Annotated in this window: 24 protein-coding genes; 4 read left to right on the forward strand and 20 right to left on the reverse strand. The window is 43.7% G+C overall.

Annotation, left to right across the window (positions count from 1 at the left end; all coding sequences use genetic code 11):
- Positions 1-2 precede the first annotated feature (2 nt).
- The 5 genes from ERJ70_RS12635 to ERJ70_RS12655 all read right to left on the reverse strand — a co-directional run bounded on the left by ERJ70_RS12635 (position 3) and on the right by ERJ70_RS12655 (position 5298).
- On the reverse strand, positions 3-479 hold the full coding sequence (locus ERJ70_RS12635; protein WP_209365199.1) for a MaoC/PaaZ C-terminal domain-containing protein: 477 nt from the start codon (positions 477-479) through the stop codon (positions 3-5).
- Between the two features lie 122 nt (positions 480-601).
- Positions 602-1540 (reverse strand): malate dehydrogenase, encoded by a 939-nt coding sequence (gene mdh / locus ERJ70_RS12640; RefSeq protein ID WP_209365200.1) that lies wholly within the window; start codon positions 1538-1540, stop codon positions 602-604.
- A gap of 25 nt (positions 1541-1565) precedes the next feature.
- Positions 1566-2837: an NADP-dependent isocitrate dehydrogenase gene (gene icd / locus ERJ70_RS12645; protein WP_209365201.1), complete on the reverse strand. Its 1272-nt coding sequence runs from the start codon at positions 2835-2837 to the stop codon at positions 1566-1568.
- A gap of 155 nt (positions 2838-2992) precedes the next feature.
- Complete coding sequence (gene citZ, locus ERJ70_RS12650) at positions 2993-4108, reverse strand: citrate synthase (protein WP_209365202.1); 1116 nt, start codon at positions 4106-4108, stop codon at positions 2993-2995.
- A 719-nt stretch (positions 4109-4827) separates the two neighbouring features.
- On the reverse strand, positions 4828-5298 hold the full coding sequence (locus tag ERJ70_RS12655) for a DUF441 domain-containing protein (RefSeq protein WP_209365203.1): 471 nt from the start codon (positions 5296-5298) through the stop codon (positions 4828-4830).
- A gap of 141 nt (positions 5299-5439) precedes the next feature.
- On the opposite strand from ERJ70_RS12655, the gene ytvI reads away from it, so the two are divergent.
- A complete protein-coding gene (ytvI, locus tag ERJ70_RS12660; RefSeq protein WP_209365204.1) occupies positions 5440-6546 on the forward strand; it encodes a sporulation integral membrane protein YtvI in 1107 nt (368 codons plus the stop codon).
- A 538-nt stretch (positions 6547-7084) separates the two neighbouring features.
- Here the strand turns inward: ytvI and ERJ70_RS12665 are convergent.
- From ERJ70_RS12665 to dnaE, 8 genes are all read right to left on the reverse strand, one after another.
- The gene (locus tag ERJ70_RS12665) at positions 7085-7477 is read right to left on the reverse strand and encodes an FxsA family protein (RefSeq protein WP_209365205.1); all 393 of its coding nucleotides are present in this window, start codon (positions 7475-7477) and stop codon (positions 7085-7087) included.
- Positions 7478-7568: 91 nt separating this feature from the next.
- A complete protein-coding gene (pyk, locus tag ERJ70_RS12670; protein ID WP_209365206.1) occupies positions 7569-9329 on the reverse strand; it encodes a pyruvate kinase in 1761 nt (586 codons plus the stop codon).
- Positions 9330-9370: 41 nt separating this feature from the next.
- A complete protein-coding gene (gene pfkA, locus ERJ70_RS12675) occupies positions 9371-10330 on the reverse strand; it encodes a 6-phosphofructokinase (protein ID WP_209365207.1) in 960 nt (319 codons plus the stop codon).
- Positions 10331-10520: 190 nt separating this feature from the next.
- On the reverse strand, positions 10521-11486 hold the full coding sequence (gene accA / locus ERJ70_RS12680) for an acetyl-CoA carboxylase carboxyl transferase subunit alpha (RefSeq protein WP_209365208.1): 966 nt from the start codon (positions 11484-11486) through the stop codon (positions 10521-10523).
- The gene (gene accD / locus ERJ70_RS12685; RefSeq protein WP_209365209.1) at positions 11483-12343 is read right to left on the reverse strand and encodes an acetyl-CoA carboxylase, carboxyltransferase subunit beta; all 861 of its coding nucleotides are present in this window, start codon (positions 12341-12343) and stop codon (positions 11483-11485) included. Before accD ends, accA begins: the two co-directional genes overlap by 4 nt.
- An 81-nt stretch (positions 12344-12424) precedes the next feature.
- Positions 12425-13162, reverse strand: coding sequence for a FadR/GntR family transcriptional regulator (locus tag ERJ70_RS12690; RefSeq protein ID WP_245207945.1), 738 nt, complete (start codon positions 13160-13162; stop codon positions 12425-12427).
- A 55-nt stretch (positions 13163-13217) separates the two neighbouring features.
- Positions 13218-14456 carry an NADP-dependent malic enzyme gene (ystJ, locus tag ERJ70_RS12695; RefSeq protein ID WP_209365210.1) on the reverse strand — a complete coding sequence of 413 codons (1239 nt, stop codon included), beginning with the start codon at positions 14454-14456 and terminating at the stop codon, positions 13218-13220.
- A 146-nt stretch (positions 14457-14602) separates the two neighbouring features.
- Positions 14603-17926, reverse strand: a complete 3324-nt coding sequence (dnaE, locus tag ERJ70_RS12700; protein WP_209365211.1) for a DNA polymerase III subunit alpha — start codon at positions 17924-17926, stop codon at positions 14603-14605.
- A gap of 167 nt (positions 17927-18093) precedes the next feature.
- On the opposite strand from dnaE, the gene ytrH reads away from it, so the two are divergent.
- Together ytrH and ytrI are read left to right on the forward strand one after the other, a co-directional pair.
- The gene (gene ytrH / locus ERJ70_RS12705; protein ID WP_209365212.1) at positions 18094-18426 is read left to right on the forward strand and encodes a sporulation membrane protein YtrH; all 333 of its coding nucleotides are present in this window, start codon (positions 18094-18096) and stop codon (positions 18424-18426) included.
- Positions 18427-18930: a sporulation membrane protein YtrI gene (gene ytrI, locus ERJ70_RS12710; RefSeq protein ID WP_209365213.1), complete on the forward strand. Its 504-nt coding sequence runs from the start codon at positions 18427-18429 to the stop codon at positions 18928-18930.
- Between the two features lie 64 nt (positions 18931-18994).
- Here the strand turns inward: ytrI and ERJ70_RS12715 are convergent, their stop codons facing one another.
- Positions 18995-19945, reverse strand: coding sequence for a DHH family phosphoesterase (locus ERJ70_RS12715; RefSeq protein ID WP_209365214.1), 951 nt, complete (start codon positions 19943-19945; stop codon positions 18995-18997).
- 101 nt (positions 19946-20046) lie between these two features.
- On the opposite strand from ERJ70_RS12715, the gene ERJ70_RS12720 reads away from it, so the two are divergent.
- Positions 20047-20340 carry a YtpI family protein gene (locus ERJ70_RS12720; RefSeq protein WP_209365215.1) on the forward strand — a complete coding sequence of 98 codons (294 nt, stop codon included), beginning with the start codon at positions 20047-20049 and terminating at the stop codon, positions 20338-20340.
- 62 nt (positions 20341-20402) lie between these two features.
- On the opposite strand, the gene ERJ70_RS12725 is transcribed toward ERJ70_RS12720, so the two are convergent.
- The 6 genes from ERJ70_RS12725 to ERJ70_RS12750 form a co-directional block, all read right to left on the reverse strand.
- Positions 20403-21716 carry a DRTGG domain-containing protein gene (locus ERJ70_RS12725; RefSeq protein ID WP_209365216.1) on the reverse strand — a complete coding sequence of 438 codons (1314 nt, stop codon included), beginning with the start codon at positions 21714-21716 and terminating at the stop codon, positions 20403-20405.
- A gap of 73 nt (positions 21717-21789) precedes the next feature.
- Complete coding sequence (locus tag ERJ70_RS12730; RefSeq protein WP_209365217.1) at positions 21790-22017, reverse strand: hypothetical protein; 228 nt, start codon at positions 22015-22017, stop codon at positions 21790-21792.
- 195 nt (positions 22018-22212) lie between these two features.
- Complete coding sequence (locus ERJ70_RS12735; protein WP_209365218.1) at positions 22213-22893, reverse strand: metal-dependent hydrolase; 681 nt, start codon at positions 22891-22893, stop codon at positions 22213-22215.
- Between the two features lie 84 nt (positions 22894-22977).
- Positions 22978-24528 (reverse strand): polyamine aminopropyltransferase, encoded by a 1551-nt coding sequence (locus tag ERJ70_RS12740; protein WP_209365219.1) that lies wholly within the window; start codon positions 24526-24528, stop codon positions 22978-22980.
- A gap of 95 nt (positions 24529-24623) precedes the next feature.
- Positions 24624-25019, reverse strand: a complete 396-nt coding sequence (locus tag ERJ70_RS12745) for a DUF350 domain-containing protein (protein WP_209365220.1) — start codon at positions 25017-25019, stop codon at positions 24624-24626.
- Between the two features lie 20 nt (positions 25020-25039).
- Complete coding sequence (locus tag ERJ70_RS12750) at positions 25040-25693, reverse strand: DUF4247 domain-containing protein (RefSeq protein ID WP_209365221.1); 654 nt, start codon at positions 25691-25693, stop codon at positions 25040-25042.
- Between the last annotated feature and the right edge of the window lie 12 nt (positions 25694-25705).

The following is a 25705-nucleotide window of genomic DNA, read 5'->3' on the forward strand; positions in this document are numbered from 1 at the left end:
TCTCAATAGAAATTTTCCAACGAGGAAGCAATCATCGACTTCGGTTCATACGCAGGACAGACGATCAGAGTGCCCCGCAACACAACTTTGTCTCTGCTATCCTGGCCTGTAACGCTAATTCTGATTTGATGCTTTTCTAGATCAATAGAAGAGATTTGCAAATGAAAAACAAGCTTGCTTTCGTGATAGACAGGAGACGGGTAAGAAAGTTGTTGCTCGATAATATGGCTTCCCGGACCAGGAAGATGCATGGAAACGACAGAAGAAACGACTCCAAACAAAGCAACGGAAGGAACAATCGGCCGCTTATAGGGAGTTTGCGAGGCATAATCATGCTGGAGATAAAGCGGATTGGCGTCATTGGTGATTCCCAAATACAACAGTAAATCCTGGTCAGACAAGTGATAATGATGTTGATAAGAATCACCGACATTCAACTCGGAAATCTTCTTTCCTAAAGGTCTTTTTTTAGCAAACACAGAAACATCCCCCTTTTATGTATGCGCTTTCTTTCCATTATAACGGAAAAATAACAGCCAGGGAAAGGCCGCTAGATAAAAAAGCTTTATGAGGATGAGTATTCCCCATAAAGCTTCTTCTATTACTTCAAAATTTCCAAAACTTTTTTAACAGCTTCTGCTGACTTATCCAGAGCGGCTTTCTCATCGTCCAATAAATCGAGCTCAATGATATCTTCCAAACCATTTCCACCGATAATGGTAGGAACGCCTAGAAAAATATCCGAGTAGCCATATTCTCCTTCCAAATATGCAATCGAAGGCAGGACACGACGCTGGTCTTTCAAAATTGCTTCAGCCATTACTGTCAATGAAGCTGCCGGAGCATAATAGGCACTACCATTTCCTAAAAGGTTTACGATTTCACCGCCACCCGTCCGGGTCCGAGCAACGATTTCTTCTAATCGATCTCTGGAAATCAGCTTTTCCAGCGGTATCCCGCCAGCATAGGAGTAACGGATTAATGGTACCATGTCATCGCCATGGCCCCCTAGAACAAAACCAGTTATATCTTTAACAGACAGGTTTAGCTCTTCAGCAACGAAGGTGCGAAAACGCGCAGTATCAAGCACTCCTGATTGACCGATAACCCGATTTTTCGGAAATCCTGATTCTTTGAATACCGTGTACGTCATCGCATCTACTGGATTAGTCAACACAATGATGGAGGTATCCGGCGAATACTTGACGATTTCCTTTGTAACACTTTTCATGATTTTTGCGTTTGTGTTAACCAGGTCATCCCGGCTCATTCCCGGTTTTCTGGCAATACCCGCTGTAATGATGACGAGGTCGGAACCTTCCGTATCCTTATAATCAGCTGTACCAGTAATCTTCGCATCGAATCCTTGCACAGGACTCGCTTCCAACATATCAAGTGCCTTTCCTTTTGTAGGATCTTCCATATCCGGTATATCTACCAAAACGATATCAGATAGTTCTTTTTGTGCAAGCATCAGGGCAGTAGTGGCTCCAGTGAAGCCACCGCCTATTACAGATACTTTTTTCCTTTTAATGCCCATGCCGCAAAACCCCTTTTCTGAAAGGTTAATCCATATTTTTGATCAATGCGTCTCCGAATCCGGAAGTTTTGACTTCTTTAGCACCGTCCATCATTCTGGCAAAGTCATAGGTTACCTCTTTGGAGGCTATGGTTTTATCCATGGACTTCGTAATCAATTCTGCTGCTTCTCTCCACTCCAAGTGTTCGAGCATCAGGACACCAGACAAAATGACAGATGACGGGTTCACCTTATCAAGTCCAGCATACTTTGGAGCTGTACCATGCGTTGCCTCAAATATAGCGTGACCAGTTTCATAGTTAATATTGGCACCCGGCGCAATACCAATACCGCCCACTTGTGCTGCCAACGCATCTGATACATAGTCACCGTTCAGGTTCATGGTAGCCACTACATCGAATTCACGAGGACGAGTGAGAATCTGCTGTAGGAAAATATCAGCAATGGCGTCTTTGACGATTATTTTTCCAGCTTTCTCTGCTTCTTCCTGTGCTTTGTTTGCCGCGTCCTTACCTTGTTCTTCTACAATACGGTCATATTCCCACCAAGTAAAGACCTTGTCTCCGAATTCTTCTTGAGCAACTTCATAGCCCCATGCTTTAAAAGCACCTTCTGTAAACTTCATGATGTTTCCTTTGTGGACGAGCGTCACACTCTTACGGCCTTCATTGATTGCATACTCAATAGCCGCGCGTACCAATCGCTTAGTCCCTTCTTCAGAAACCGGTTTAATGCCGATACCGGAAGTCTCAGGGAAACGGATGTTATGTACCCCCATTTCATTCCTCAAAAACTCAATGACCTTTTTGACATCATCCGATCCTTTTTGCCATTCAATTCCAGCATAAATGTCTTCGGTGTTTTCCCGGAAAATAACCATGTCCGTATCTTCAGGACGCTTAACCGGTGAAGGCACTCCGTCGAAATAACGGACAGGACGTAAACAAGTGAATAAGTCCAGTTCTTGGCGCAATGCTACATTAAGCGAACGGATACCGCCACCTACAGGAGTGGTCAATGGCCCTTTGATTGCTATTTTATATTCACGAATAGTGTCAAGTGTATCCTTTGGAAGCCACTCACCGAAACGGTCATAAGCTTTCTGACCTGCGAAAACTTCCTTCCACTCGATCGATTTTTTTCCATCATACGCTTTATCTACTGCTGCTTCGATGACCCTTTTCGCTGCAGCCCAAATGTCTGGTCCAGTTCCATCCCCTTCAATGAAAGGAATTACCGGACGATCCGGAACATTCAATACTCCGTCGTTTACTGTGATTTTACCACTTTGTGCCATAAGTTGACCTCCTAATATTTAATCAAACAGATAAATAGTATCATAAATCATGAAATTTTTTTACTTTTTACAGGCTATATGTTCGGTCTTTTCCAACTATAAAAGCAAGTGACCTTGGCGTTGCAGCCTGGTAATTCACCGAAACGATGATTTCTTTAACGCTCTTCAACCGGTTTGTATGATTGAAGTTTTGGCCCAACATATTCAGCGCGCGGGCGGATAAGCCGGTTGTTTTCATACTGTTCGAGAATGTGGGCCAGCCAACCCGATACTCTGCTCACTGCAAAGATGGGGGTGAACAAATCGTGTTCAATTCCCAGGCTGTGGTATACGGATGCTGAATAAAAATCGACATTTGCCGGTAAACCTTTGTTCTCTTTAATATACTCCTCAATTTTTACGGACATGTCATACCACTTAGACTGACCTGTCAGCTCGGTCAATTCACGGGACATCTTTTTCAAGTGCTTTGCTCTTGGATCACCAGTACGATAGACACGATGTCCCATTCCCATGACTTTTTCTTTATTATCCAGCATTTTTTTAATGTAAGGAATAGCGTTGTCCACTTCCCCTATTTCTGTAAGCATCTTCATGACTCGTTCGTTGGCACCACCATGTAACGGTCCTTTCAATGCACTGATTGCGGAAGTTATTCCAGAATAAACATCCGACAATGTCGCCACACATACTCGGGCTGTAAATGTCGACGCGTTCAGTTCGTGATCCGCATGGAGCACCAACGCCTTATTCACCGCTTCAACCTCAAGATCTTTCGGCTCTTTTCCGTTAAGCATGTAAAGAAAATTAGCTGCATAGCTCAAACCTTGCTTCGGCGCGACAGGATCCTTCCCCTGACGAATCCTCGCAAACGCTGCCACAACAGACGAAATTTTCGCCTGCAGACTGACTGCTTTCCGCTTATTTGCTTCTTCGTTCATTTCATCTGCTTCCGGATCGAAAAGACCGAGCATTGAAATGGCAGTCCGCAAAGCCGCCATTGGGTGGACAGTGCTAAGATCATAAGATTTTAAATGCTGGATGATTTCTCCAGGCAACTCCATATTAGAAAATAAATCTTCTGCCAAACGGTCCAATTCGTCTTGAGAAGGAAGTTTCTTATTCCAAAGCAGGAAAATGACTTCCTCAAAACTAGAATTTTCAGCCAAATCATCAATTTTATATCCAGCATAGGTCAACTGGTCATCGATAATGGAGCTGATTGATGATTCTGTAGCTACAATTCCTTCCAACCCTTTCGTTGTTGACATTACATCTCTCTCCTTTACCTGTATTTTCCATATGCCAGCACCTGACCGACAATCAGACATAAACCAAATCGGATATCAAGCAAAGTAACCCGGTAAGCCGGGCTGTCAGGCGTAGCAATCCAGCATTGCTGTATAAGGTCAGAAAGCGACAAAACTTTCCATACATTGATTGATAGAAATGCTTTCTATTCATACCCATGTTCAATTATAAACAATAAAGATAACAAAGTGAAACGTTTTCTTTTCTAAAAAAGAAGAAAGTGTCCGTTCAGGCGCGGGGCTATTCAGCTTCCATGCCTTATTTCCTCAAACTATTACAGGTTTAGTTGCTTACCAAATGACCAGGGTGCTGTCGAAAACTGTTATCTTTGCTGGAGATTGCCGTTTGACGACTGGAACAACTTCTCGCTATGTATTTTTATCTATACAACCCGATAATTATAGACTAACTGCAATTGGGCCATTTTTCAAATAATTCAAATCAGAAAGTTATTCGATTTTGGCCCATTATCGCAGAAAAGCTTTTTTGCAATCCGCTTTGTACCGGTAAACGAAAAACGTGGGTCCCTGAATCAGTATATACACCAACTCAGGACCCGGGAACCGAAAGTATCTTCTAAATACCATCAGGGTTAGATACTGTATGGCTTTTGGAATAAATGCTGCATTCCTTCAATAAAATGTACAAGCAGAGAAATTGAAATCGGCGTCTGACCAATTCATCCCAATTTCAGAAAAAAATCCACCAGTTTCATCACCATGTAGGCAATCCCTGCTCCTATCAACGGACCTACTGCCACTCCATGAAAAAATACAACAGCTAAAATGGTCCCCATCACAAGTGCTGTAGTCAAATGCGGGTCATTTGCCAATAAATCCAATCCATTTTTTGCAATCAATGCAACGAACATTCCTGCTGCCAATGCGATCCACGCATAATAGGATTTAACACTGGCCAGCAAATCTTGGAAGCCAATTTCACCAGTCGCAATCGGAACTAACACGGCGATTGTAATGACCGTAACGCCTAGGCTGATTCCTTTGTCTGCAAGATAAGGAAAAACCTTATCATCCATTCGGAAAAGCTGCAAACCCAATAAAACATAAACAGCTATCATGATCGATTGATTTTTTCCTATATATCCCAACAAAAAAAGAATGAGTAAAAAAACGGTTGATTGATTAAACATGATGTTACCTCCACTCTGCGTTTCCAAACCATTGTTAATCCTATCATATCAAGCGATGTCGCAAAAGTTTCATGGCTCGATCCGCTCTTAGTCCAAAGCGGACCAGGTTTTACCTGAAAACAAATGCCAGGAGGTGAAAACTTGTCCACTACATTACTATACAGATGGCTCCGCTTTATTCTGGTTATTGTCTGTACTTTTATCGGTGCAATTGTCCTTTATTATGTTGCCAAGTATACATATCCCTTCGTCATAGCAGTTTTGATTGCAATCATGCTAAATCCAGTTATTTCTGTTCTGGAACGTCTGACAAAGCTTCCTCGTGCCGTTTCGGTAGTACTGGTGTTGGCGGGTTTTCTTGTTTTGGTTTCGAGTTTAGTGGCCATTTTAATTGTAGAACTGATAAACGGTACAAGCTTTTTGGCAGCTAAAATTCCGGGACAATTTAAAGAACTCATTCGTTTCACGGAGGAATTTTCTTCCTATTATTTGGGGCCGGTCTATGAAAAAATGAATGGTCTAGTCGATATGCTTGAACCATCACAGCAGGATTTGGTAACAGGACAGTTAAAAGAACTTGGGGAGGATATTGCTGCCGCAGGAGCTCTTGTTATCCAGCACTTGTTGCAAGCTATATCTCAGTCGCTGATCAGATTGCCAAGTTATTTTTCTATTTGGTTGTTCTCGTTATTGGGCACCTTTTTTATTTGCAAAGACTGGTACAAACTCAAGGCCGCATTCTTTCGCTTTTTACCTTCCTCCTTCACTACTAGTACCTCGACCTTGTACCTTGGCTTGAAACAGGCGTTTTTAGGTTATTTAAAGGCACAGTTGCTTTTAATTTTCATCACTTTTCTTCTAGTATGGACAGGTCTCTTGCTTTTAAAAATTGACTATGCTTTGACAGTTGCTTTCATTACAGCGCTGATCGATTTACTCCCTTATGTTGGGACAGGAATCATCTTTCTGCCTTGGATTGTGTATGTTTTCTTCACCGGGAATTACAGTTTGACTATCGGATTAGCCGTGTTGTATGGAGTGGTGGTTATACAACGCCAAATCAGCGAGCCCAAAATCTTGTCTGCCAACATTGGCGTTAACCCCTTGGCCATGCTTGTATGCTTGTTCGTTGGATTTCAACTTTTCGGGTTATGGGGACTCATTGCAGGCCCGGTTGTCCTCGTTTTGCTGACAACTTTTATAAAAAGCGGCTTGTTAAACCAGCTATGGGGATTTGTAAAGGGGTAACTAACAGGATAGGAAAGTATAATAGCTAGCTAAAGTATGCAAAGGAAGAAACAGTGAAGGAAGGGGTCTCCGCATCTTGCCTTCTTCGCTTTGTTACAGTGGGTTCTAATCTTTGATTGATGGGTACAGTGTCTCGCAGCAATTTTCGTAGTTTGGACGTAGTTAGCTATCAATCAAAGCAAATAAAGATATCGCATTACAAGGTGGGTCTTTCTCGCATTCCTCATCATAGGGTTACCTTGCCCTTGTTAAATAGGAGCTCATTGAATACACTTCTAAATAGAGGATGGGTGGCTTTAAAGCCTGGGTTAATCCCAAGTGACTAGCAGTTGTGATCATTAACACTTTAAGTTGCTGAGAGGGAAAAGGAAAATTCCTTTGTTCATAAAAAGTAATAAGGCTTTATTATTTACCAGGTTACTTTCACTGCTTATATAGAAATAAAAAACCGGACGAAATTCGAATGGGTCGGTTCGAATCAACGTTCCGGTTTTTACTTGGTCACTTTTCTTTAGTTAAGCCACTTTTCCTATCATTATTACCTGCGAAAAATGGTAATTGTTCCTCGGTCCATCATTCGGCGCAGCATATTCAACATCCAGCGCTTAATAGGTTTCCTGGTAGTAGGAAATAATAGAAGGAAGCCAATCGCATCAGTAATAAAACCGGGAGTGAGCAGCACGGCAGCTCCAAGCAGGATGCATATGCCGTCCATGATTTCTTCCCGTGGGGCCTGCCCGTATGCCATGGATTGTCTTGCTCTGGCCAACGTCTCGAGTCCCTGTCGCTTCGCGAGCCATGCACCTAAAACACCGGTAAGGATAATCAGTAATACCACCCACCAGGGACCAATTTTATTACCAGACCATACCAGTACACCAATTTCCAAAGCAGGAACAATTAATACAAAAAGCAATATCCAGCGAAACATCTATTATCTCCTTCCTCCTTCAATTACCGCTTCTCTCTCATCCTTTTTAAAAGAAAAGAAGAGGCCGAACGGAACCTCTTCTTTGTCTTCTTTATAGAACACTTGCATGTCCCTTGTATATGTCGCCCTTGCTCGCATCAATGGTTATATCTTTTCCATCTTCCACTAACTCGATAGCCTTGTCCACACCGACAATGACAGGGATTCCCAGGCTAAGACCAACTACTGCAGCATGAGAAGTGAGTCCGCCTTCCTGCGTGATCAATCCGCTTGCTTTTTCGATAGCAGGCATCATGTCTTTATCGGTTCCATACGTTACCAGAATGTCTTCTTCTTTTACCTTTTCCAACGCTTCCGCTGCATTTTTGACAACTACTGCTCTTCCGTAAGTGCTGCCTTTGCCGACGCCCTGCCCTTTCGCAAGAACGTCTCCGATAACGTGGACTTTCATCAGGTTGGTCGTGCCGCTTTCACCGACTGGAACACCTGCAGTGATGATGACACGATTGCCACGCTGCAGCATACCAGAACTGATTCCCCGGTCGATCGCTACATCCAGGACATCATCGGTAGAGTGGGCCAGTTGTCCGACGATTGTTTGAACGCCCCAAACAAGTGCAAGTCTGCGCTCAATCCGTTCATCGAAAGTCACGGCAATAATTGGGGCTTTCGGACGGTACTTCGAAATCATCCTGGCAGTATGCCCGCTGACAGTAGGGGTCAAAATGGCATCCACTTCCAAATTCATTGCCGAATGGTTAACCGACTGACTAATCGCATCCGTAATGGTCATATCGCTGTTTTTAGAACGCAAATCAAGAATTGCCTTATGGTCAATTGCCGTCTCTGCCTTCATAGCGATATTGCTCATTGTCTGGACAGCTTCCGCAGGGTAATCACCAGCTGCAGTTTCTCCAGATAGCATGATCGCATCGGAGCCATCAAAGATTGCGTTTGCTACGTCAGAGGCCTCTGCACGGGTAGGACGCGGATTACGCTGCATGGAATCCAGCATCTGAGTTGCCGTGATAACCGGTTTCCCTGCGGTATTACATTTGCGAATCATTTCCTTTTGCACCAATGGTACCTCTTCAGGAGGAATTTCAACCCCTAGATCTCCTCGGGCAACCATTAAACCATCACTAACCTGGAGAATATGATCTAGATTGTCGACGCCTTCCTGGTTTTCTATTTTAGGGATGATGTGGATATGACCAGCATCATGTTGTTCCAGCAAGTCACGGATCTCCAGTACGTCCGTTGCACGTCTTACAAAAGACGCAGCAATAAAGTCTACATCCTGCTCAATACCAAACTTAATATCGTTGGCATCCTTTTCGGTCATACCCGGAAGGTTCACACTGACGTTTGGTACGTTGACGCCTTTTTTATTTTTTAGCAAACCGGAGTTAAGTGCTTTTGTCTTGAGCTCTTTTTTTTCCTTAAGGATTTCCTCTACTTCCAGTTCAATCAATCCGTCGTCCAAAAGTAATTTGGAACCAACGTGAACGTCATTGATTAAATCAGGGTACGTAACAGAAATACGCTCCGCAGTTCCTTCAATATCCTCCATTGAAACATAAACAGTATCACCCTTCGTCAGCTGGGCTTCGCCGTCTTTCAATGTACCTGTTCTGATTTCAGGTCCTTTAGTGTCCAAAAGGATAGCGACCGTTTTTCCTGTTTTCTCAGCGGCCTCTCTGATGTTTTTGATACGTTGTCCATGTTCTTCGAAATCTCCATGAGAAAAGTTCAAACGGGCAACATTCATCCCTGCCTCCATCAACTTCGTCAGCATTTCAACCGACTCGGAAGCAGGCCCGATTGTACTTACTATTTTTGTCTTTCTCATTTGATTTCCTCCTTTCAAATTCCTCTTCTGTCTTTTCAATCTTAGATGGAAAGCTGCTTGGATAGTTCATACATTTTGAAATCGACTTTATGCTCTTCATCCAGTATTTCCAAAATGTCATGATCCACCAGTTTGTTGTTTTGGATGCCGACTACTCTACCAGCCTTCCCTTCGAGCAATAAATCAACCGCTTTAGCTCCAAGTCGGCTGGCAAGAACACGATCCGACGCAGTTGGGGAACCACCGCGCTGTGTATGGCCAAGTACTGTCACACGGGTTTCAAGATTGGTGGCATCCTTGATGCGCTGTCCAAAGTCCAATCCAGATCCCACTCCTTCGGCTAGCACGATGATACTATGCTTCTTCCCTCTGTCTTTTCCCCTTTTCAAGCGTTCAATAACATCGTCAAAGTCATCCGCGTGCTCCGGAATCAAGATACTTTCCGCTCCGTCGGCCAGTCCTGCCCACAATGCTAAATCGCCCGCATGACGGCCCATTACTTCTACCACATATGTACGTTCATGCGATGTTGCTGTATCCCTGATTTTATCAATCGCTTCAATGACGGTGTTCAATGCTGTATCAAAACCAATCGTAAAGTCCGTTCCCGGGATATCATTATCAATGGTTCCAGGCACACCTATACAAGGATACCCTTTTTGTGTAAGCTTTTCAGCTCCGCGGAAGGAGCCATCTCCTCCAATGACGATCAATCCCTCGATTCCAAACTTGTTCAGTTGAGCAATTGCTTTCTCTCTTCCCTCCTCGGAACGAAATTCATCACTCCGGGCAGTATAAAGGATAGTCCCGCCTCGCTGGATGATATCTCCGACTGAACCGATTTCCATTTTTTTGATATTGCCATCTATTAATCCCTGGTATCCATTATAGATACCATACACTTCCATATCATGGAAAATCCCCTTTCGGACAACCGCCCGAATAGCAGCGTTCATTCCTGGAGAGTCGCCGCCGCTTGTCAGCACTCCAATTTTTTTCATTGATTATCACCTCTAGTAAATTTATTCCTATTCATTCCGCTCCTCATTCCAAGATAATCCTAATCACTGATATTAGCAAATAAAATTATACATGAAAAGAGTTTTATGCGCATCAAACTTCCATCAACGGATGAAGGACGACATAGAAACAGCTGTCCAGACTGACGCCGGGACAGCAAGTAAAAAGAAGCTATTGGGGTTCCATCTCTGCATAATCTCCAATGTGTTTATATTTTTCCCACCGTTTCTCCAACAATTCTTCCTTAGACAGGTTTCCTAGTTCACTCAGAGAATCTTCCAGAACTTTACCTATATACTCGGCTTGTTGTTTGACATCCCGATGAGCACCGCCGCGTACTTCCTGGATGATCTCATCAATAATATCCAATTCTTTCAGGTCATACGAGGTAATTTTCATTGTCTCAGCAGCTCGTTGCGCCTGGCCGGAATCCTTCCATAGCAATGCTGCCGCCCCTTCCGGAGAAATGACGGAATAAGTGGAATTTTCAAGCATGTGAATCTTATCGCCAACCCCCAATGCAAGTGCACCACCGCTTCCTCCTTCTCCAATCACGACACAGATGATCGGCACTTCTAAGCCTGCCATCTCCATTAAGTTTCTGGCAATCGCTTCACTTTGTCCTCGCTCTTCGGCTGCCTTTCCCGGATATGCACCTTTGGTGTCGATAAAACAAATGACCGGACGGCGAAACTTTTCCGCCTGTTTCATGTGTCGAAGTGCTTTTCGATATCCTTCCGGGTGGGGCATGCCGAAATTCCGGCGGATGTTCTCTTTTGTTTCCTTACCGCGCTGGTGACCAATTACCGTGACAGGCATTCCGTTAAATTTGGCTATGCCGGCAACGATCGCTTCATCATCCCCAAACAGCCTGTCACCATGAAACTCCAAAAAGTCGGTGAAGAGCAACTCAATATAATCAAGCGTTGTCGGTCTCTCCGAATGACGGGCTATCTGTACTCTGTCCCATGGTTTGAGGTTTTCATATATATCGTTCTCCAAATTTTCCAAGCGTTTTTCCAGGGTAGTGATTTCATTTGTTAAATCAACCTCACTTCCCTTCGTAAAGGTCTTCAATTCGGCAATCTTTTCGCGAAGCTCCACCACAGGTTTTTCAAATTCTAAGACCTGTTTCATGACCGTTCCCCCCCTGACTGATGGATATCAAGCAATGTTGACAATGTCCGCTTGATGTCATGTCTATCAATTACCTTATCCAACTGGCCATGTTCCAATTGAAATTCAGCTGTCTGAAAATCGTCCGGAAGGTTTTCACGGATCGTCTGCTCGATTATCCGTCTCCCCGCAAAACCGATCAATGCACCCGGTTCAGCAAAGTTATAATCTCCCAAAGAAGCGAAACTTGCAGAAACACCTCCGGTGGTAGGATTAGTCATGACCGAAACCATTAAACCACCATTCGCACTAAAGCGTTGGATTGCTACAGAAGTTTTGCTCATTTGCATGAGGCTAAGCACACCTTCCTGCATTCTTGCTCCACCTGAAGCAGTAAAAATGATAAACGGGAGTGATTGTTCTTCTGCTTTCTCGATTGCTCTCGCAATTTTTTCTCCCACTACCGAGCCCATGCTTCCCATACGGAATCTTGAATCCATTACGGCTACAGAAGCTTTTTTTCCGTCAATACTTCCTGCCCCTGTCACGATTGCCTCATTTAAATCCGTTTTCTGACGGTCTTTCTCCAGCTTATCTTCATAACCGGGAAAACCGAGCGGATTAGCTGAAGTCAACTCCTTATCCCACTCCTCAAATGTTCCTTCATCGAATAAAGAGTCAATTCGGTCATAAGCTGGCATTTGATGATGATAACCGCAATTAGGACACACGTTCAAGTTTTTTATCATTTCTTTTCGATAAAATATTTTTTGACAGTTGTTGCATTTTTGCATTAAGCCTTGAGGAATATCTTGCTTCGCTTCCTCTCTTGGTATTGATGCATACTTTCTTTTCTTGCTAAAAAAGTCTTTAAGCAAGGATGATCCCTCCTTTTAACTCTCGCTTGAAGCCTACCTGTTTTCCACATAATGCTTCAAATAATTTCTTCACAGACAGTCTCACTCGGCTCCGGATATTGCTTCACGCTGCAAACTGCTAAAAAGTGTTTCAATATCTTCATATTTACCATCCATATATATATGTACAAGCAGATGATAAAATTGCTTGTTATAGGAAACATTCTCCACTGCGTAAGAAAAATCATTCAATAAGTGCCATATTTTTTGCAGGAGAAAATTTTCACCACTGTTAAAAATAATCAAGAAAAACTGATAATGAAACTCCTCTGCAGTTAACTGGTCATTTTCCAGGACTTGCTGCAATTCATTTCTTTCCTTGTCAGATAAGTGGCTGTATGCCAGCTTGGCTGCTTCTTTTTCAATAACCCGCTTAGAAAAAACGATATCCTGTTTTGTATTCGAATCCCTTAAAATGAACGACGACAACAGCTCTACTGTGTGATACGGCTGGTACATTTTCAAAAAGGTTCCCTCTCCTCTTCTCGTTTCAATTAACCCAAGCAATTCTATAGCGCGGAGTGCCTCTCTGACAGACGATCTGCCAGCACCTAAATGCTCTGTCAACTCGCGTTCAGAAGGCAGCTTGTCCCCCGGCGACAAATCGTTTTCCTCAATGTAATCCCGGATTTCATTGAGCACTTCTTCATAAACCTTCATTTTCTCCGGTTTGGAAACGATAAGACCCCCCCTTCCACAAAAAACAAACGCTGCGTTCAAAGCGGAACCGGAAAATCTCTCTATAAGGTCAACAAGGAGAGCCTTGGTGTTTGACGCCAAGGCTTTCCTTTCCCATAGAGCTTCACTCATCGTAGTGGAATTCAGCATGCTTTATTTACTTATCATCGATCATTGTAAGTCTGCGGGTTTTTTCAGCAACCTGCTCCGGATCCACTTGAATTCTAGCCACACCGGACTCCATAGCAGCCTTTGCTACACTTGCTGCAACTGCAGGAGCTACCCGTGAGTCAAAAGGAGCCGGGATGACATAATCAGCGTTTAACTCATCTTCTGTAATCAAATCAGCAATGGCTTCCGCAGCTGCAATTTTCATTTTTTCATTGATACGAGTCGCCCGTACGTCGAGGGCTCCTCTAAATATTCCCGGAAAGGCAAGCACATTGTTTACCTGATTCGGAAAGTCTGACCGCCCAGTACCGATTACTTTTGCTCCTGCCGCTTTGGCATCTTCCGGCATGATTTCGGGATCTGGATTAGCCATTGCAAAGATGATCGGATCTTCATTCATGCTTTCCACCATCTCTTTGGAAAGCAATCCACCGACGGAAACACCAATGAACACGTCGGTATCCTCCATGACTTCTTCCAATTTTCCTTCCTCGCGTTCCTTATTGGTGATTTTTGCTACCTCATCTTTGACTCCATTCATCCCGTAGTTTCTTCCTTCAAAAATGGCTCCTTTGGAATCACACATAATAATATCTCGGACGCCAAGGCTATGCAAGAGCTTGATAATTGCGATGCCAGCTGCTCCAGCTCCATTGGCGACAACTTTTATATCAGAAAACTTTTTATCTACCAATTTCAAGGCATTTAAGAGACCGGCAACTGTCACGATTGCTGTACCATGCTGATCATCATGAAAAATCGGGATGTTCGTTTCTTTTTTCAATCTTTCTTCGATAATAAAACAATTCGGCGCGGCAATATCTTCCAGGTTCACGCCGCCAAAGGTTGGCTCCATCAACTTAACTGTCTGAATAATTTCTTCAACGTCATGGGTGTTTAGACAAATCGGAAAAGAGTCTACACCGGCAAAGCTTTTAAAGAGGACCGATTTCCCTTCCATAACAGGCAGTGCCGCTTCTGGACCAATATTTCCAAGTCCGAGGACAGCTGAACCATCGCTGACAACTGCTACCATATTGCCTTTCATCGTATATTCATATACTGCTTCTTTCCGATCATAAATCTCTTTACAAGGTTCCGCCACTCCCGGCGAATAGGCTAAACTGAGATCTTTGGCATTTCTGACGGGAATCTTTGTCTGCGTCGTCAATTTCCCTTGATTTTCCCGATGGATATGTAATGCCTCATCCCTTAAATTAGACATTTCCGATCCGCTCCTTTTATCATTCCGGCCGTTTTTCATCTGTTTCAAATTGGTCTGACCACTTAACTACTCTATTATAACAAAAGCTATATCCGTGTAAAGATTGTCTTTGTCATACTCTCATCCACTGGCTAATTGCCTTCGCTTTATTTCCGAACCGCTACATTTTCTTTGCCAAGCAATCGATAAAGGTTGGCCAGGCTCTGTTTGTTAATTTGCATATGGTAGTTGCTTGACAACTGATACGTTTTTTTTCGGCCAGCATGATAAATGATGACTGGACTGCTTCCCGGAAAAGCATCCGCTACTTTTTGTATTTGCAGTAAGGCTTGTTCTTCATTATGCTCTTCAATTTTAAGAAACAATCTCCTTTGGCCGCTTACTTCCAGTTGCTCTTCATCGAACGGAATGATTTCGGACAAGAGCCACTGCCATCGTTCATTCCGCTGTTCAACCTTTCCTTTTATGAGGATTATAGACTCTTCCTTCAACCAGCGATTGACCTGACGATACAGTTCCGGAAAAATGACGGCTTCCATCTGCCCATTTTCATCTCCCATTGTCATAAAGGCCATCGGATCCCCCCGCTTGGTCCTGATCTTCTTCAGTTCCTGGACGATTGCTCCTGCTTTCAGGTTACTTCTCCCGACAAAATGCCTCGAATCTTCAAGAAGAATATACCCTGCACTTCTCAGTTGTTCCCTGTACTTTGCCAAAGGATGACTCGATATATAAATCCCCAGCACTTCTTTTTCAAAGGTTAGTTTTTGCATATCAGTGAAGTCTTCCGTTTCCTTGTAAGTGACATCTAGCTCCAGACTGTTCTGAAAAAGAGAAGGCTGGTCACCGAATTCACCAAACAATTCTGCCTGCTCCATCGCCTGATCAATTGTTCCGAGCAAGCTTGCCCGATTAGCATTGCTTTCGTCGAATGCTCCGGCCAATATAAGGGACTCTATTACCGGACGGTTGACTGTTTTCAAGGAGACGCGCATGCAAAAATCAAAAAGATTTTTGTAAGGGCCATTATTTTTTCTTTCTTGTACAATTTCTTTGACTGCCTGACCGCCGACTCCCTTAATCGACAACATCCCCATACGGATATGGCTGTTTTCTACATTGAATCTACCGAAGCTTCTGTTAATCGAAGGCGGCAACACTTTCATGCCTAGCTGCTTGGCTTCATTTATATATAGTTGGATTTTTTCCTGTTGTCCTGCCGCCGCACCCATGATCTCTGCCATAAAATGAGCAGGGAAATGAGCCTTCAGATAAGCAAGTTGATAGGAAATCATACTGTATGCTACCGCATGGCTCCGGTTGAATCCGTAATTGGAAAAGCGGACGATCCAGTCAAAAATCTGACGCGCAGCTTTTTCGTCATATCCGTTAGCAAGACAACCTTTGAGAAAAGCTTGCTCTTGTTCCTGCATGACACCATGTTGTTTCTTGCTCACAGCTCTCCGCAAAATATCGGCCTGACCCAACGAAAAACCGGCCATTTTACTGGCAATCTGCATGATTTGCTCTTGATAAACTAGTACTCCGTATGTTTTTTCCAGTATCGGTTTCAAATCAGGATGGGGATACTCTACGTTTTCACGGTTATGTTTACGGTCCACATACACCGAAATATATTGCATCGGGCCCGGTCTGTATAACGCGTTTACCGCCACCACATCTTCAAAGGATGTCGGTTGCAGGTCCATCAGGACGCTTTGCATTCCTTTCGACTCCAGTTGGAATACCCCGTTGGTTTGTCCGCGGCGCAGCAATTGAAACGCTGCCTCATCATCCAGAGGTATATCCTCAAGGTCAATTTCCAGTTTTTCTTTCCGTTCGATGGAGTCGGTAATCCTTTCCAGCAACGACAAGTTCCGCAAACCTAAAAAGTCCATCTTCAGCAGACCAATTGTTTCTAACTCCTTCATAGCAAACTGTGTCAATGCCACCCCATTATGACCAGCTATTAATGGAACGTGATGGACCAACGGCTCTTCGCTGATCACAATCCCTGCAGCATGAGTGGAAACATGCCGCGGCAGGCCTTCCAGCCGTGATGCGACTTTGAATAGTGTCTGCAGCTTCGGCGACTGCCTGGCATAATTCATTATGGGCTCGCTGGCCCTGACAATGTCGCTAATCGACTGGGAGGTATGATGCGGTATCTCCTTCAAAATAAACGCTGCGTCCTGTTCATCTATTTGCAATGTTTTAATCAATTCTCTGATCAGAGAACGGGCTGCAAATGTTCCATAGGTGATAATTTGAGCAACATGATCGGACCCATACTTGTCTTTAACGTATTGAATAACCTCTTCTCTCCGGATATCGGAAAAATCGACATCGATATCGGGCATGGATACACGTTCCGGATTCAAAAAACGTTCGAACAACAGGTCGTATTTCACTGGATCCACTTCCGTAATCCCCAATACGTAAGCAACGAGTGAGCCTGCGGCAGAGCCTCGGCCAGGTCCAACCATGATTCCGTTTTGTTTGGCAAAACGGATGAAATCCCAAACAATCAGGAAGTAATCACTGAATTGCATCGAATGAATCACTTCAAGCTCGTAATCCAGACGTTTTTTAACTTGCTCTGACACATGAGCGTATTTATCAAAAAGAAAATCATAGCACAATTTATTTAAATATTCATCTGCCGAGCCTTCTCCCGGTACCGGGAAAGATGGAAGCATCCTCCGGTCAAGTTGAAGCTCGACATTGCATTTAGCTGCTATTTCTCCTGTTTTATCCAGTGCTTCCGGCCAAAATTGAAACGTGTCCTGCAGTTCTTGTTTGGATTTCAAGAAATCGGCCGTATCCTCCTGTTTTGTCTCAGGCTCCCACTTTTCACCCTTTTTCATTGAGAGAAGCACGTCATACGCATTGCGATCGCCTGCCCGTAAATACCTTACATCATTAACAGCTACCGCCGGAATACCGGTTGTTTGGCTGAACCTTTTCCATGATTGTAAGTCGGTAGATTCCGCAACACTGCTATCGATTCCTAAGTAAAAGTCTTCCTGTCGGAACAATCCCTGACACCTTTGGAAGAAACCAGATAAATGTTCGAAAGAAAAGCTTTCCAAGTGGTTTTTCGTCACGGGAATGATGCCCGTCACATCCTTAACGAAACCGGCCAGTTGATCGATGGTTGTCGCCTCCGCTTCTTCCAACTGAAGAGCCGTGCTCAACTTCAACAACTGTTGATAGCCCTGATTACTCTGAGCTAACAGGATGAAGGGCAGTCGCTCTGCTTCCAGTTCTACCACCATTCCCAAAATGGGCTTGATCCCCTTGGCAACACAAGCCTGGTAAAATGGCACAGCTCCATGGAATACGGCATCGTCCGTCAATGCAAGGGACTCATATCCCAACTCTCCCGCTTTTTCCACCAATTGACTTATATGTATGGTGCTTTTCATTAAACTGTATCCGCTTCGCACTTGTAAATGTGAGAAATCCATATATAATACCTTCCTTTACATTACAACCCTATTATAGCCGATAGGGTTGTCAGATTAAATGATAACCGCTTATCATAACTTGTCTTTTCTCCTCATAAACTGAAAAGAGAATCCGCACATTGACTGTCAAAACGGACATTAGAAGGTTGAGAGGGGAGGAAAGGAGCATGGAGGAAAGGTTTGTGTTCTCCCTGATCCACTGCTATTTCATCGCTTTAGGGGTGATCATGGGGGGATCGATCATAGGCAGTATCGGTTATTTGGCCACAGGCGATCCGCCTTTGACATCGGTAACAACTGTCGCAAGAAAGCTGAGAATATGGGCAATCGTGGCAGCTATCGGCGGGACCTTCGATGCCATTTCAAATTTTGAAAAAGGGATTTTTCAAGGGTCCACCATGGACATCGTTAAGCAAGTATTGTTAATTGTGACAGCCATGGGTGGCGTACAAACTTCCATTCTGGTTATCGAGTGGTTTACGCAGGAGGATATTGAGTAAATGCACATTCCTCCTTATTATAAAAAAGAAAGCTGGCAGCGATTTTTTGCAGGAGGATTTTTTGGTGCTGTTATTGCTTTTGTCATTTATTTATATATGTATGGTCAATACTATGAAAAATGGCTGGAAGATAATATGAATCTACGGTCTCAACTAGCAGAACTGGAAAAACAGAATGAAGCGCTGTTGGAAAACGAAAAAGAAATGGATGAAAAAACAAAGGAAAAAGTGGTCGTTCAGTCGATTGAGGTCGAAATCGATAATGCTGAACAGTTAAAACTCGACAGGCTTATTGTCCACCAGTTGCAGGATGCGATAAAAAAAGAGATTGACAGCGTGGTCGGCCGGGATATTGTCAGTTTGTCCGAAAATGATCAATTACTGATTTCCACGCTCGAAAATACCGTCTACCGAGTCGAGGATATCGACTATACAGCGAGCATTAATCAACTCGTTATCGCTCCAACCTTAAAATTGCATCTTTCACTTGATTTCTCCAGTTAAAGACAACCAGGACTCAACACTGCCCTTTGGCAAGAGGAGTCCTGACTCTATATGTTCAACATCGTTATTCGACTATAAACCCTCTGCACACCTTCTCCATATCGGTTATCACGTTTTCTGTTTCCTCCCAGTTTGCCACGGAAGCGCCAGCAGCCATTGGATGGCCGCCACCATTATATTTCGCAGCAATCTCATTCACTACCGGTCCTTTTGAACGAAGTCTGACACGAATAATATCTTCCTCTTCCACGAAGAAAGCCCATGCTTTGATCCCTTCCAAGTCCCCAAGGATTCCTACGAACTGGCTCGTTTCTAATGAGGTGACGCCGAATTCCTCCAATGTTTTTCGAGGAATTTTCACATTGCAAAAACCGGCTTCGCTAATTTTAAAGTGCTGGAGGATATATCCTTTCAACCTCGCTACATTTGGTTTGGTATTATAGAGAGCATCATAAAGCTTTGGCCGGTCAAACTCATACGTGACCAATTCAGAGGCATATTGAAAGGTCTTCTTGGTAGCGCTCGGGAATAAGAATCTTCCAGTATCCCCTACTATTCCTGCATAAATTAACCGGGCGGCCTTATCATTGAAAGCAAAACCCATTTCTCTTCCTTCTAAATATAGTTCATATATCATTTCACTGGTAGAGCTGGCCTCCGTTTCCACCCAGGCATAATCGCCATACGGATCCACATTCGGATGATGATCAATCTTAATCAGTTCATTGCCATTCTTGTAACGTTGATCTGCAATCCGGGCCTGGTTGGCAGTATCACAAACGATGACAAGCGCTGTTTCATATAATTCGTCTGGCACAGTATCCATTTTCGCCAAAAAACTGAGGGAAGGATCCTCATCACCGACGAGATACACCGTTTTTTCTGGAAAAGAATACTTGATCAATTCACCCAATCCGGCTTGGGACCCGAATGCATCCGGGTCGGGCCTCACGTGCCTGTGAATAATAATTGTCTGGTACTGCTTGATTTTTTCTATTATTTCCTTGTTTTTCATCGAAACACTCCCCTTGGAATTAACTTATTTTAGTCCTAGCAAAACGAGTGAAAAAAAGCTACAATGGAGACGTTGTAAAATTAGGTTAGGAGTAGATTTTCATGGTAATATTCCCTATCATCATTATGGTTTCCTTAATCTTATACGTCTATTATAAGGTAGCAATCCTCAGAAGTAACGATACATTGAATCAATTGTATATGAATGCCAAAGGAAAAATCTGTTTAGGTCTCTTTGTTGTGTTCTTCGGAGTCAACCAATACCTATACTATCAAACACAGCTCGCCTTATACATAGGGATTGTCTTCTTCCTGTTGGGGACCCTGCAATTGGTGGATGGCTATAAACGAGCACGTCATTACCGGAATGAACAAAAAAGACTCTCAAGAACATGATATGTACACCAATTAACAGCTACAACCTTTTTGAGCCGGCCCAGTGCGGCCGGCATTTCATCCTACCTGTCGATCAGTTGGGCAAGCAATAAAGCTTTGCCGACTAACACTTTCTCGTTGAAAACTTCGATGTCCACCTTTGCAAATTTCCTTCCCGCTTCAAGCAGCCTTGGTCGTATCTCCAGCATACTTTCCAATTGCACCGGCTTAATAAAGTAAATCGATAAATTTTCCACTACTAAATCACCTTTTTTATACTGCCGCAGCAGTCTGCTCGAAGCTTCGGTAACAAAAGAGGTAAACACACCGTAAGATAAGGTGCCCAGCTGGTTTGTCATTTGCGGAGTAACCACAGATCGGTAAATGGCTGGGCTGTCACCATCCTCCACTACATCCAGCCTGCTCGTGACAAGATCGTCGATTGTCTCCCCTACATGAGGCTGACGCTGGATGTGCTGTAACGCTTTTAGCACATCCTGTCTGGAAACAAGACCTTCCAGCTTTTGAGAGGGCCCCACAACCGGCATGATTTCAATACCTTCCCATACCATCATATGGGCAGCATACGTCAAGGAAGTTTCCTTTTGCACGGTCATCGGGTTCTTCGTCATTACTTTTTCAACAGATAAAGACTTGTCTTTTCCTATAATATCCTTGGAAGTCACCATACCGATGACACGATTGTTTTCATCTACGACTGGATAGCGGCTGTGGGTTGTTTGTTCATTCATTTGATACCATTTTTCCAGTTTGTCCTTCGCGGTCATAAACACGACTTCGTTTTTGGAAGTATAGATATCTCCTACGAGGACGATTTCCTTTTTTATCAGCTGGTCATAGATCGCTCTATTGATCATGGCTGCCACCGTAAAGGTATCATAACTGGTAGAAATGATCGGAAGTTTTTTTTCATCTGCCAGACGTTTCACATGCTCTTCTGTATCAAAACCGCCAGTTATCAGCACAGCTGCCCCTTCCTGAATTGCCAGTTCATGGGCGCCCACCCTGTTGCCGACGATCAGCAAAGAGTCTCTTTCTGTGTACCGCATCATGGCGTCCAGTTTCATGGCACCGATGACAAATTTATTTAGGGTTTTATGAAGCCCTTCTCTCCCGCCTAATACTTGGCCGTCGACAATACTGATTATTTCTGCAAACGTTAAGTGCTCAAAATTCTCTTTTTTCTTCGTTTCTATCCTAATCGTGCCGACACGTTCAATCGTGCTGACCATCCCCCGATTTTCCGCTTCTTTGATAGCACGGTAAGCTGTTCCCTCACTGACATTCAACTCTTTTGCAATCTGTCTCACAGAAATTTTATTTCCTACTGTCAGTGAATCAATGAACGCGAGGATTTGTTCATGTTTGGTAGCCAAGCTATTCACCATTCTTTCATCTGTACTAATAATTTTTATCTACTTGTTATTATACAGATGTTCGGTGCCACCATCAATTTTTACCAGTTGCCATCCGGATCTCCTTTCCTTGTTCCATGACCGGAGGCTTGGTCATTTGTAAAAGTGTAGCCAAATTCGCCCCTGCGACAAGAAGGAAGAACATCAGCCAGCCCGCCCAAAAGTAACCTGCTGCTTGGCCCGTCTGCTGACCGATTTCCGGCCAAGCAACATATAAAAAGAAACAAGCCAGCAATATTCTTAATAGCGCATACTGTTTCACTTTTTCACCCCCAACTGTTTTGTTCTATTGTATGCGTTGACCATAAGGTACATGCTCTCCATATACAAAGCTTGCAAAGCCAATCGCAGGAAGGCCACCGCTGTCGCCGATGCTCCTTATTCCGCCGATGTTCTCCTTAACTTTTTTAAACAAAAAAAAGCCCCGCCATATTTGGCAGGACCCGTTTTACCAATATTAAAGGTCAATCGATTCGCCCGGTTTAAGTGCTATACCCTTTCCAGGTTTTACTTTCTCCGCAAATGCGTCCCCGTCCTGTTCGATCAATGGAAATGTATTATAGTGAACAGGCACGACCGTCTTCGCGTTGACCCACTCCGCAGCAACCAGCGCATCTTCCGGTCCCATGGTGAAATTATCGCCAATTGGCAGGAATGCAAGGTCAATTTCATTCCGCTCACCGATTAATTTCAAGTCAGAAAACAGACCCGTATCACCTGCGTGATAGATTGTTTTCCCTTCTACCGTCAACAAAATTCCAGCCGGCATCCCGGTATATATACTCTCGCCATTTTCATCCGTGAACGCAGAGCCATGAAAAGCCTGTGTAAGTTTGACCTTGCCAAAATCAAACAGATGAGCGCCGCCAATGTGCATCGGATGGGTATTCAATCCTCGTGATGACAAATAGTTGGCCAATTCATTCGGAGCCACTACCAAAGATTCATTCCGTTTAGCAATATCGATGGTATCACCGACGTGGTCATTGTGACCATGCGTAAGTAAAATGACATCGGCTTCCACACTGCTTGCATCAAGATCGGATGCTCCATTGCCCGTAATAAACGGATCAATAAAAATCGTATGCTTTTCCGTCACTACTTTCACAGCTGATTGACCATGGAAAGACACTTTCATTTCTCTCACTCCTCCAATATTTTGATTAATTTCATCCTAGCAAGACAAAATGGTGTATTCAAATGTTATACCTTTTTTTGCTTTTTAATAGTTCTCCCAGGCCCTTTCGTACTTTTGAATTAGATTTGGATCAATTAACGTATTCGGCTGTAATTCGGCTGTTTCCCCTTCCCCTTCTTCCATTGGGTTGTCTTCATCCTTGCCAAACTCTGTTAAACCAGGGAGCATGTCGGTAGTGAGGAATCGGACTGGTATAGTTATTGCCAGATCGTTTACATGGATCTCATTCCGGCTTCCCATGACGAATCCCCAATTTCCGAAACTGGGAACGTCAACATGAAAGTTTTCGACATTCAATCCAGTCGCAGCTATCGTTTCGGATATGGTCCAGTACACTTCCCTGGCAAATACAGGACTGGTTGCCTGGACCATTAAGGCCCCCTCAGGCTGCAAATGATTTCGGGCAAGCGAATAAAATTCTTTCGTATACAACTTATTTAAACTTTCATCATTCGGATCAGGAAGATCCACAAGGATTACATCAAACCAACGATCGGTATTCTCCAAAAACTGAAATGCATCCTGATGAATGATTTCTACCTTTTCATCTTGCAATGATCCGTGGTTCAATTCCAACAAATGCGGTTCCTGTTCGGCAAGTTCGACAACTGCTGGGTCCAGATCTACCAGCGTGATATTTTCCACATCCTGATATTTCAGTACCTCTTTGGCAGCAATTCCATCACCACCACCTAAGATCAAGACATTCCGATGCTCGTCCGCTTGTGCCATGGCTGGATGAACAAGCACTTCATGATAGCGGTATTCATCCGTGGAACTAAGCTGCAGTCCTCCGTTCAAATACAAGCGGGTATCGTTGCCGTCTTTCGTCAAGATAATCTTTTGATACTGACTTTCTTCCATATGGATAATAGGATCCTGGTAAAGCTTTTGTTCAAAGTTAAACGCCATTTCCTCTCCAAACAAGAAGCCCAGCAGTAGCGTCACTAGTATGACACCGCCAATCACAAAGTGAACGGCTATACGGCTGATTTCTTTCCGAAAAAGCCATAAAACAATAAGCGCGACCAACAGGTTGATACAGCCGACAAAAAATGCACTCTTCACCATGCCCAGTGCCGGGCGGAGAAAAAACACGAACAGAAGCCCCCCTATCAAGCCTCCTGCATAATCAGAAAACAATACACGGGCGGTACTTCGATTCAGGGCGACACCAATTTCGTTCGCTTTCCTGATTAAAATCGGCAGTTCCAGACCAGTCAATCCCCCCACGGTCAATGTAATGATATAAAGAAACAGTGCGTCGGATCCATCAGGAGAAAAAGCGGTGATTCCGAACATAGCAAAACTGGAAAAACCGCCGATCAACGCTACAAGAAATTCAATATAAACAAAAGCAATCAGTAAATGCTTCATCACTTTTTCACTTAAACTTGCCCCGATTCCCATTCCAGTCAAGAAAAAAGAGATGACCAATGTGTACTGCTTGACGCCATCTCCAAGGATATACGATCCGAGTGCACCAAATAGCACTTCGAACACAATTCCGCAAATCGACACAATTCCTGAAGCCCAGTAGATAAAATTACTTTGCCTGACAGCTTGTTGTTCCAATTAGATTCACTCCGTCTTTCCATAGTCTTTTGCAAAAATAAAGTTGGGCCTGACTTCTTTTACGTAAAGTCAGACCCATGTGATACAACTGGTATTTATGTAATGGATGCCCCGATTACAAAAGCTAATCCAATAGAGACAGCCAGTGATACAATGCCGACTGCTGTATTATTTTCTTTAAGCTTTACTTCGACCGAAAATTTTCTGGTCAGCACTTCAAACACCAGATAAGCAACAACTTGCAACACCACTCCATAAGCGCCCCAAATGACCGTTTCCCAAATGCTCACGCTATGATAAATGGCGAAAGCTAGTACAATACAGATACCGATTATCTTTCCTGAGACGGATAGTGCAACTGCAGCGTTCCCATTCTCGATTTCCTCCCAATCGCGATACTTTCTTGTCAATGTTTCAAAAACAGCCAGTCCGGCCAGCACAACCAATATAGCAATAATAAAATAAATAAACGTTGATATAAACGGACCCATTTCTTTCCCTCCTCTAAAATTTATTTACCCGCACTCGCTCCACCGCCACGATAGGAAGACATACCCCTTTTCGTGTTCAATCCTCCGCGGTCACCCGTCGTATAGCCGCCATAACAGCCGCCACTTCGGCACTGGTCCATTCGAGATTTCTCCCAGTTGGAAGTACCAAGCATTCTGTTCAACAGTAGAAAAGTAAAAAATCCATTCAAGTGATTGGGTGAATAATTGCTTCGCACAAATTGATCAGAAGCCACTTCGATCAACAACACATCCTGGTCTTCTTCACTAGGTTTGAAGGTGACAAAATAATCTGGATAAATCAATATTTGTTCGCCATCTTTTACCTCACTTTTTTCATCAGGTTTCTTTATACTTGAAACAAGCGAGATCAGCTGTTCCCTCTTAAACTGTCTGGTGGCATAGACATTCGCTTGAGCATCATCGCCTGTAACGACATCCAATAAATAAAAATTGTTGGCAAAAATGGCTTCGATGTCCTGATTGGAAGAAGCTTTCAACTGCTCCTCTATTTCCTGTCTATCCGGCTCGTCCGGAATTTCTTCTACGGACACCGATGGTTCTTCCTCCGTCCCTTGAAGCTGAGAAAGGCCGGATCCACAGGCAGTCAGCAATAAAACAAGTGACAGCAAACAAACACCTAATATTTTGTGCATAACGGAAGGTGT

This window comes from Sediminibacillus dalangtanensis (genome assembly GCF_017792025.1).
In the GTDB taxonomy this organism is placed as follows: domain Bacteria; phylum Bacillota; class Bacilli; order Bacillales; family Amphibacillaceae; genus Sediminibacillus; species Sediminibacillus dalangtanensis.

Coding starts and splice junctions, on each gene's coding strand:
- ERJ70_RS12655 (WP_209365203.1), bottom strand. CDS start 5,298: ATGTTTAATCAATCAACCGTTTTTTTACTCATTCTTTTTTTGTTGGGA.
- ytrH (WP_209365212.1), top strand. CDS start 18,094: ATGGAGGAAAGGTTTGTGTTCTCCCTGATCCACTGCTATTTCATCGCT.
- pfkA (WP_209365207.1), bottom strand. CDS start 10,330: ATGAAAAAAATTGGAGTGCTGACAAGCGGCGGCGACTCTCCAGGAATG.
- ERJ70_RS12750 (WP_209365221.1), bottom strand. CDS start 25,693: ATGCACAAAATATTAGGTGTTTGTTTGCTGTCACTTGTTTTATTGCTG.
- citZ (WP_209365202.1), bottom strand. CDS start 4,108: ATGTCAACAACGAAAGGGTTGGAAGGAATTGTAGCTACAGAATCATCA.
- accA (WP_209365208.1), bottom strand. CDS start 11,486: ATGAAACAGGTCTTAGAATTTGAAAAACCTGTGGTGGAGCTTCGCGAA.
- ERJ70_RS12720 (WP_209365215.1), top strand. CDS start 20,047: ATGGTAATATTCCCTATCATCATTATGGTTTCCTTAATCTTATACGTC.
- ERJ70_RS12745 (WP_209365220.1), bottom strand. CDS start 25,019: ATGGGTCCGTTTATATCAACGTTTATTTATTTTATTATTGCTATATTG.
- ystJ (WP_209365210.1), bottom strand. CDS start 14,456: ATGTCTAATTTAAGGGATGAGGCATTACATATCCATCGGGAAAATCAA.
- ERJ70_RS12735 (WP_209365218.1), bottom strand. CDS start 22,893: ATGAAAGTGTCTTTCCATGGTCAATCAGCTGTGAAAGTAGTGACGGAA.
- ytrI (WP_209365213.1), top strand. CDS start 18,427: ATGCACATTCCTCCTTATTATAAAAAAGAAAGCTGGCAGCGATTTTTT.
- icd (WP_209365201.1), bottom strand. CDS start 2,837: ATGGCACAAAGTGGTAAAATCACAGTAAACGACGGAGTATTGAATGTT.
- mdh (WP_209365200.1), bottom strand. CDS start 1,540: ATGGGCATTAAAAGGAAAAAAGTATCTGTAATAGGCGGTGGCTTCACT.
- pyk (WP_209365206.1), bottom strand. CDS start 9,329: ATGAGAAAGACAAAAATAGTAAGTACAATCGGGCCTGCTTCCGAGTCG.
- ERJ70_RS12665 (WP_209365205.1), bottom strand. CDS start 7,477: ATGTTTCGCTGGATATTGCTTTTTGTATTAATTGTTCCTGCTTTGGAA.
- dnaE (WP_209365211.1), bottom strand. CDS start 17,926: ATGGATTTCTCACATTTACAAGTGCGAAGCGGATACAGTTTAATGAAA.
- ERJ70_RS12715 (WP_209365214.1), bottom strand. CDS start 19,945: ATGAAAAACAAGGAAATAATAGAAAAAATCAAGCAGTACCAGACAATT.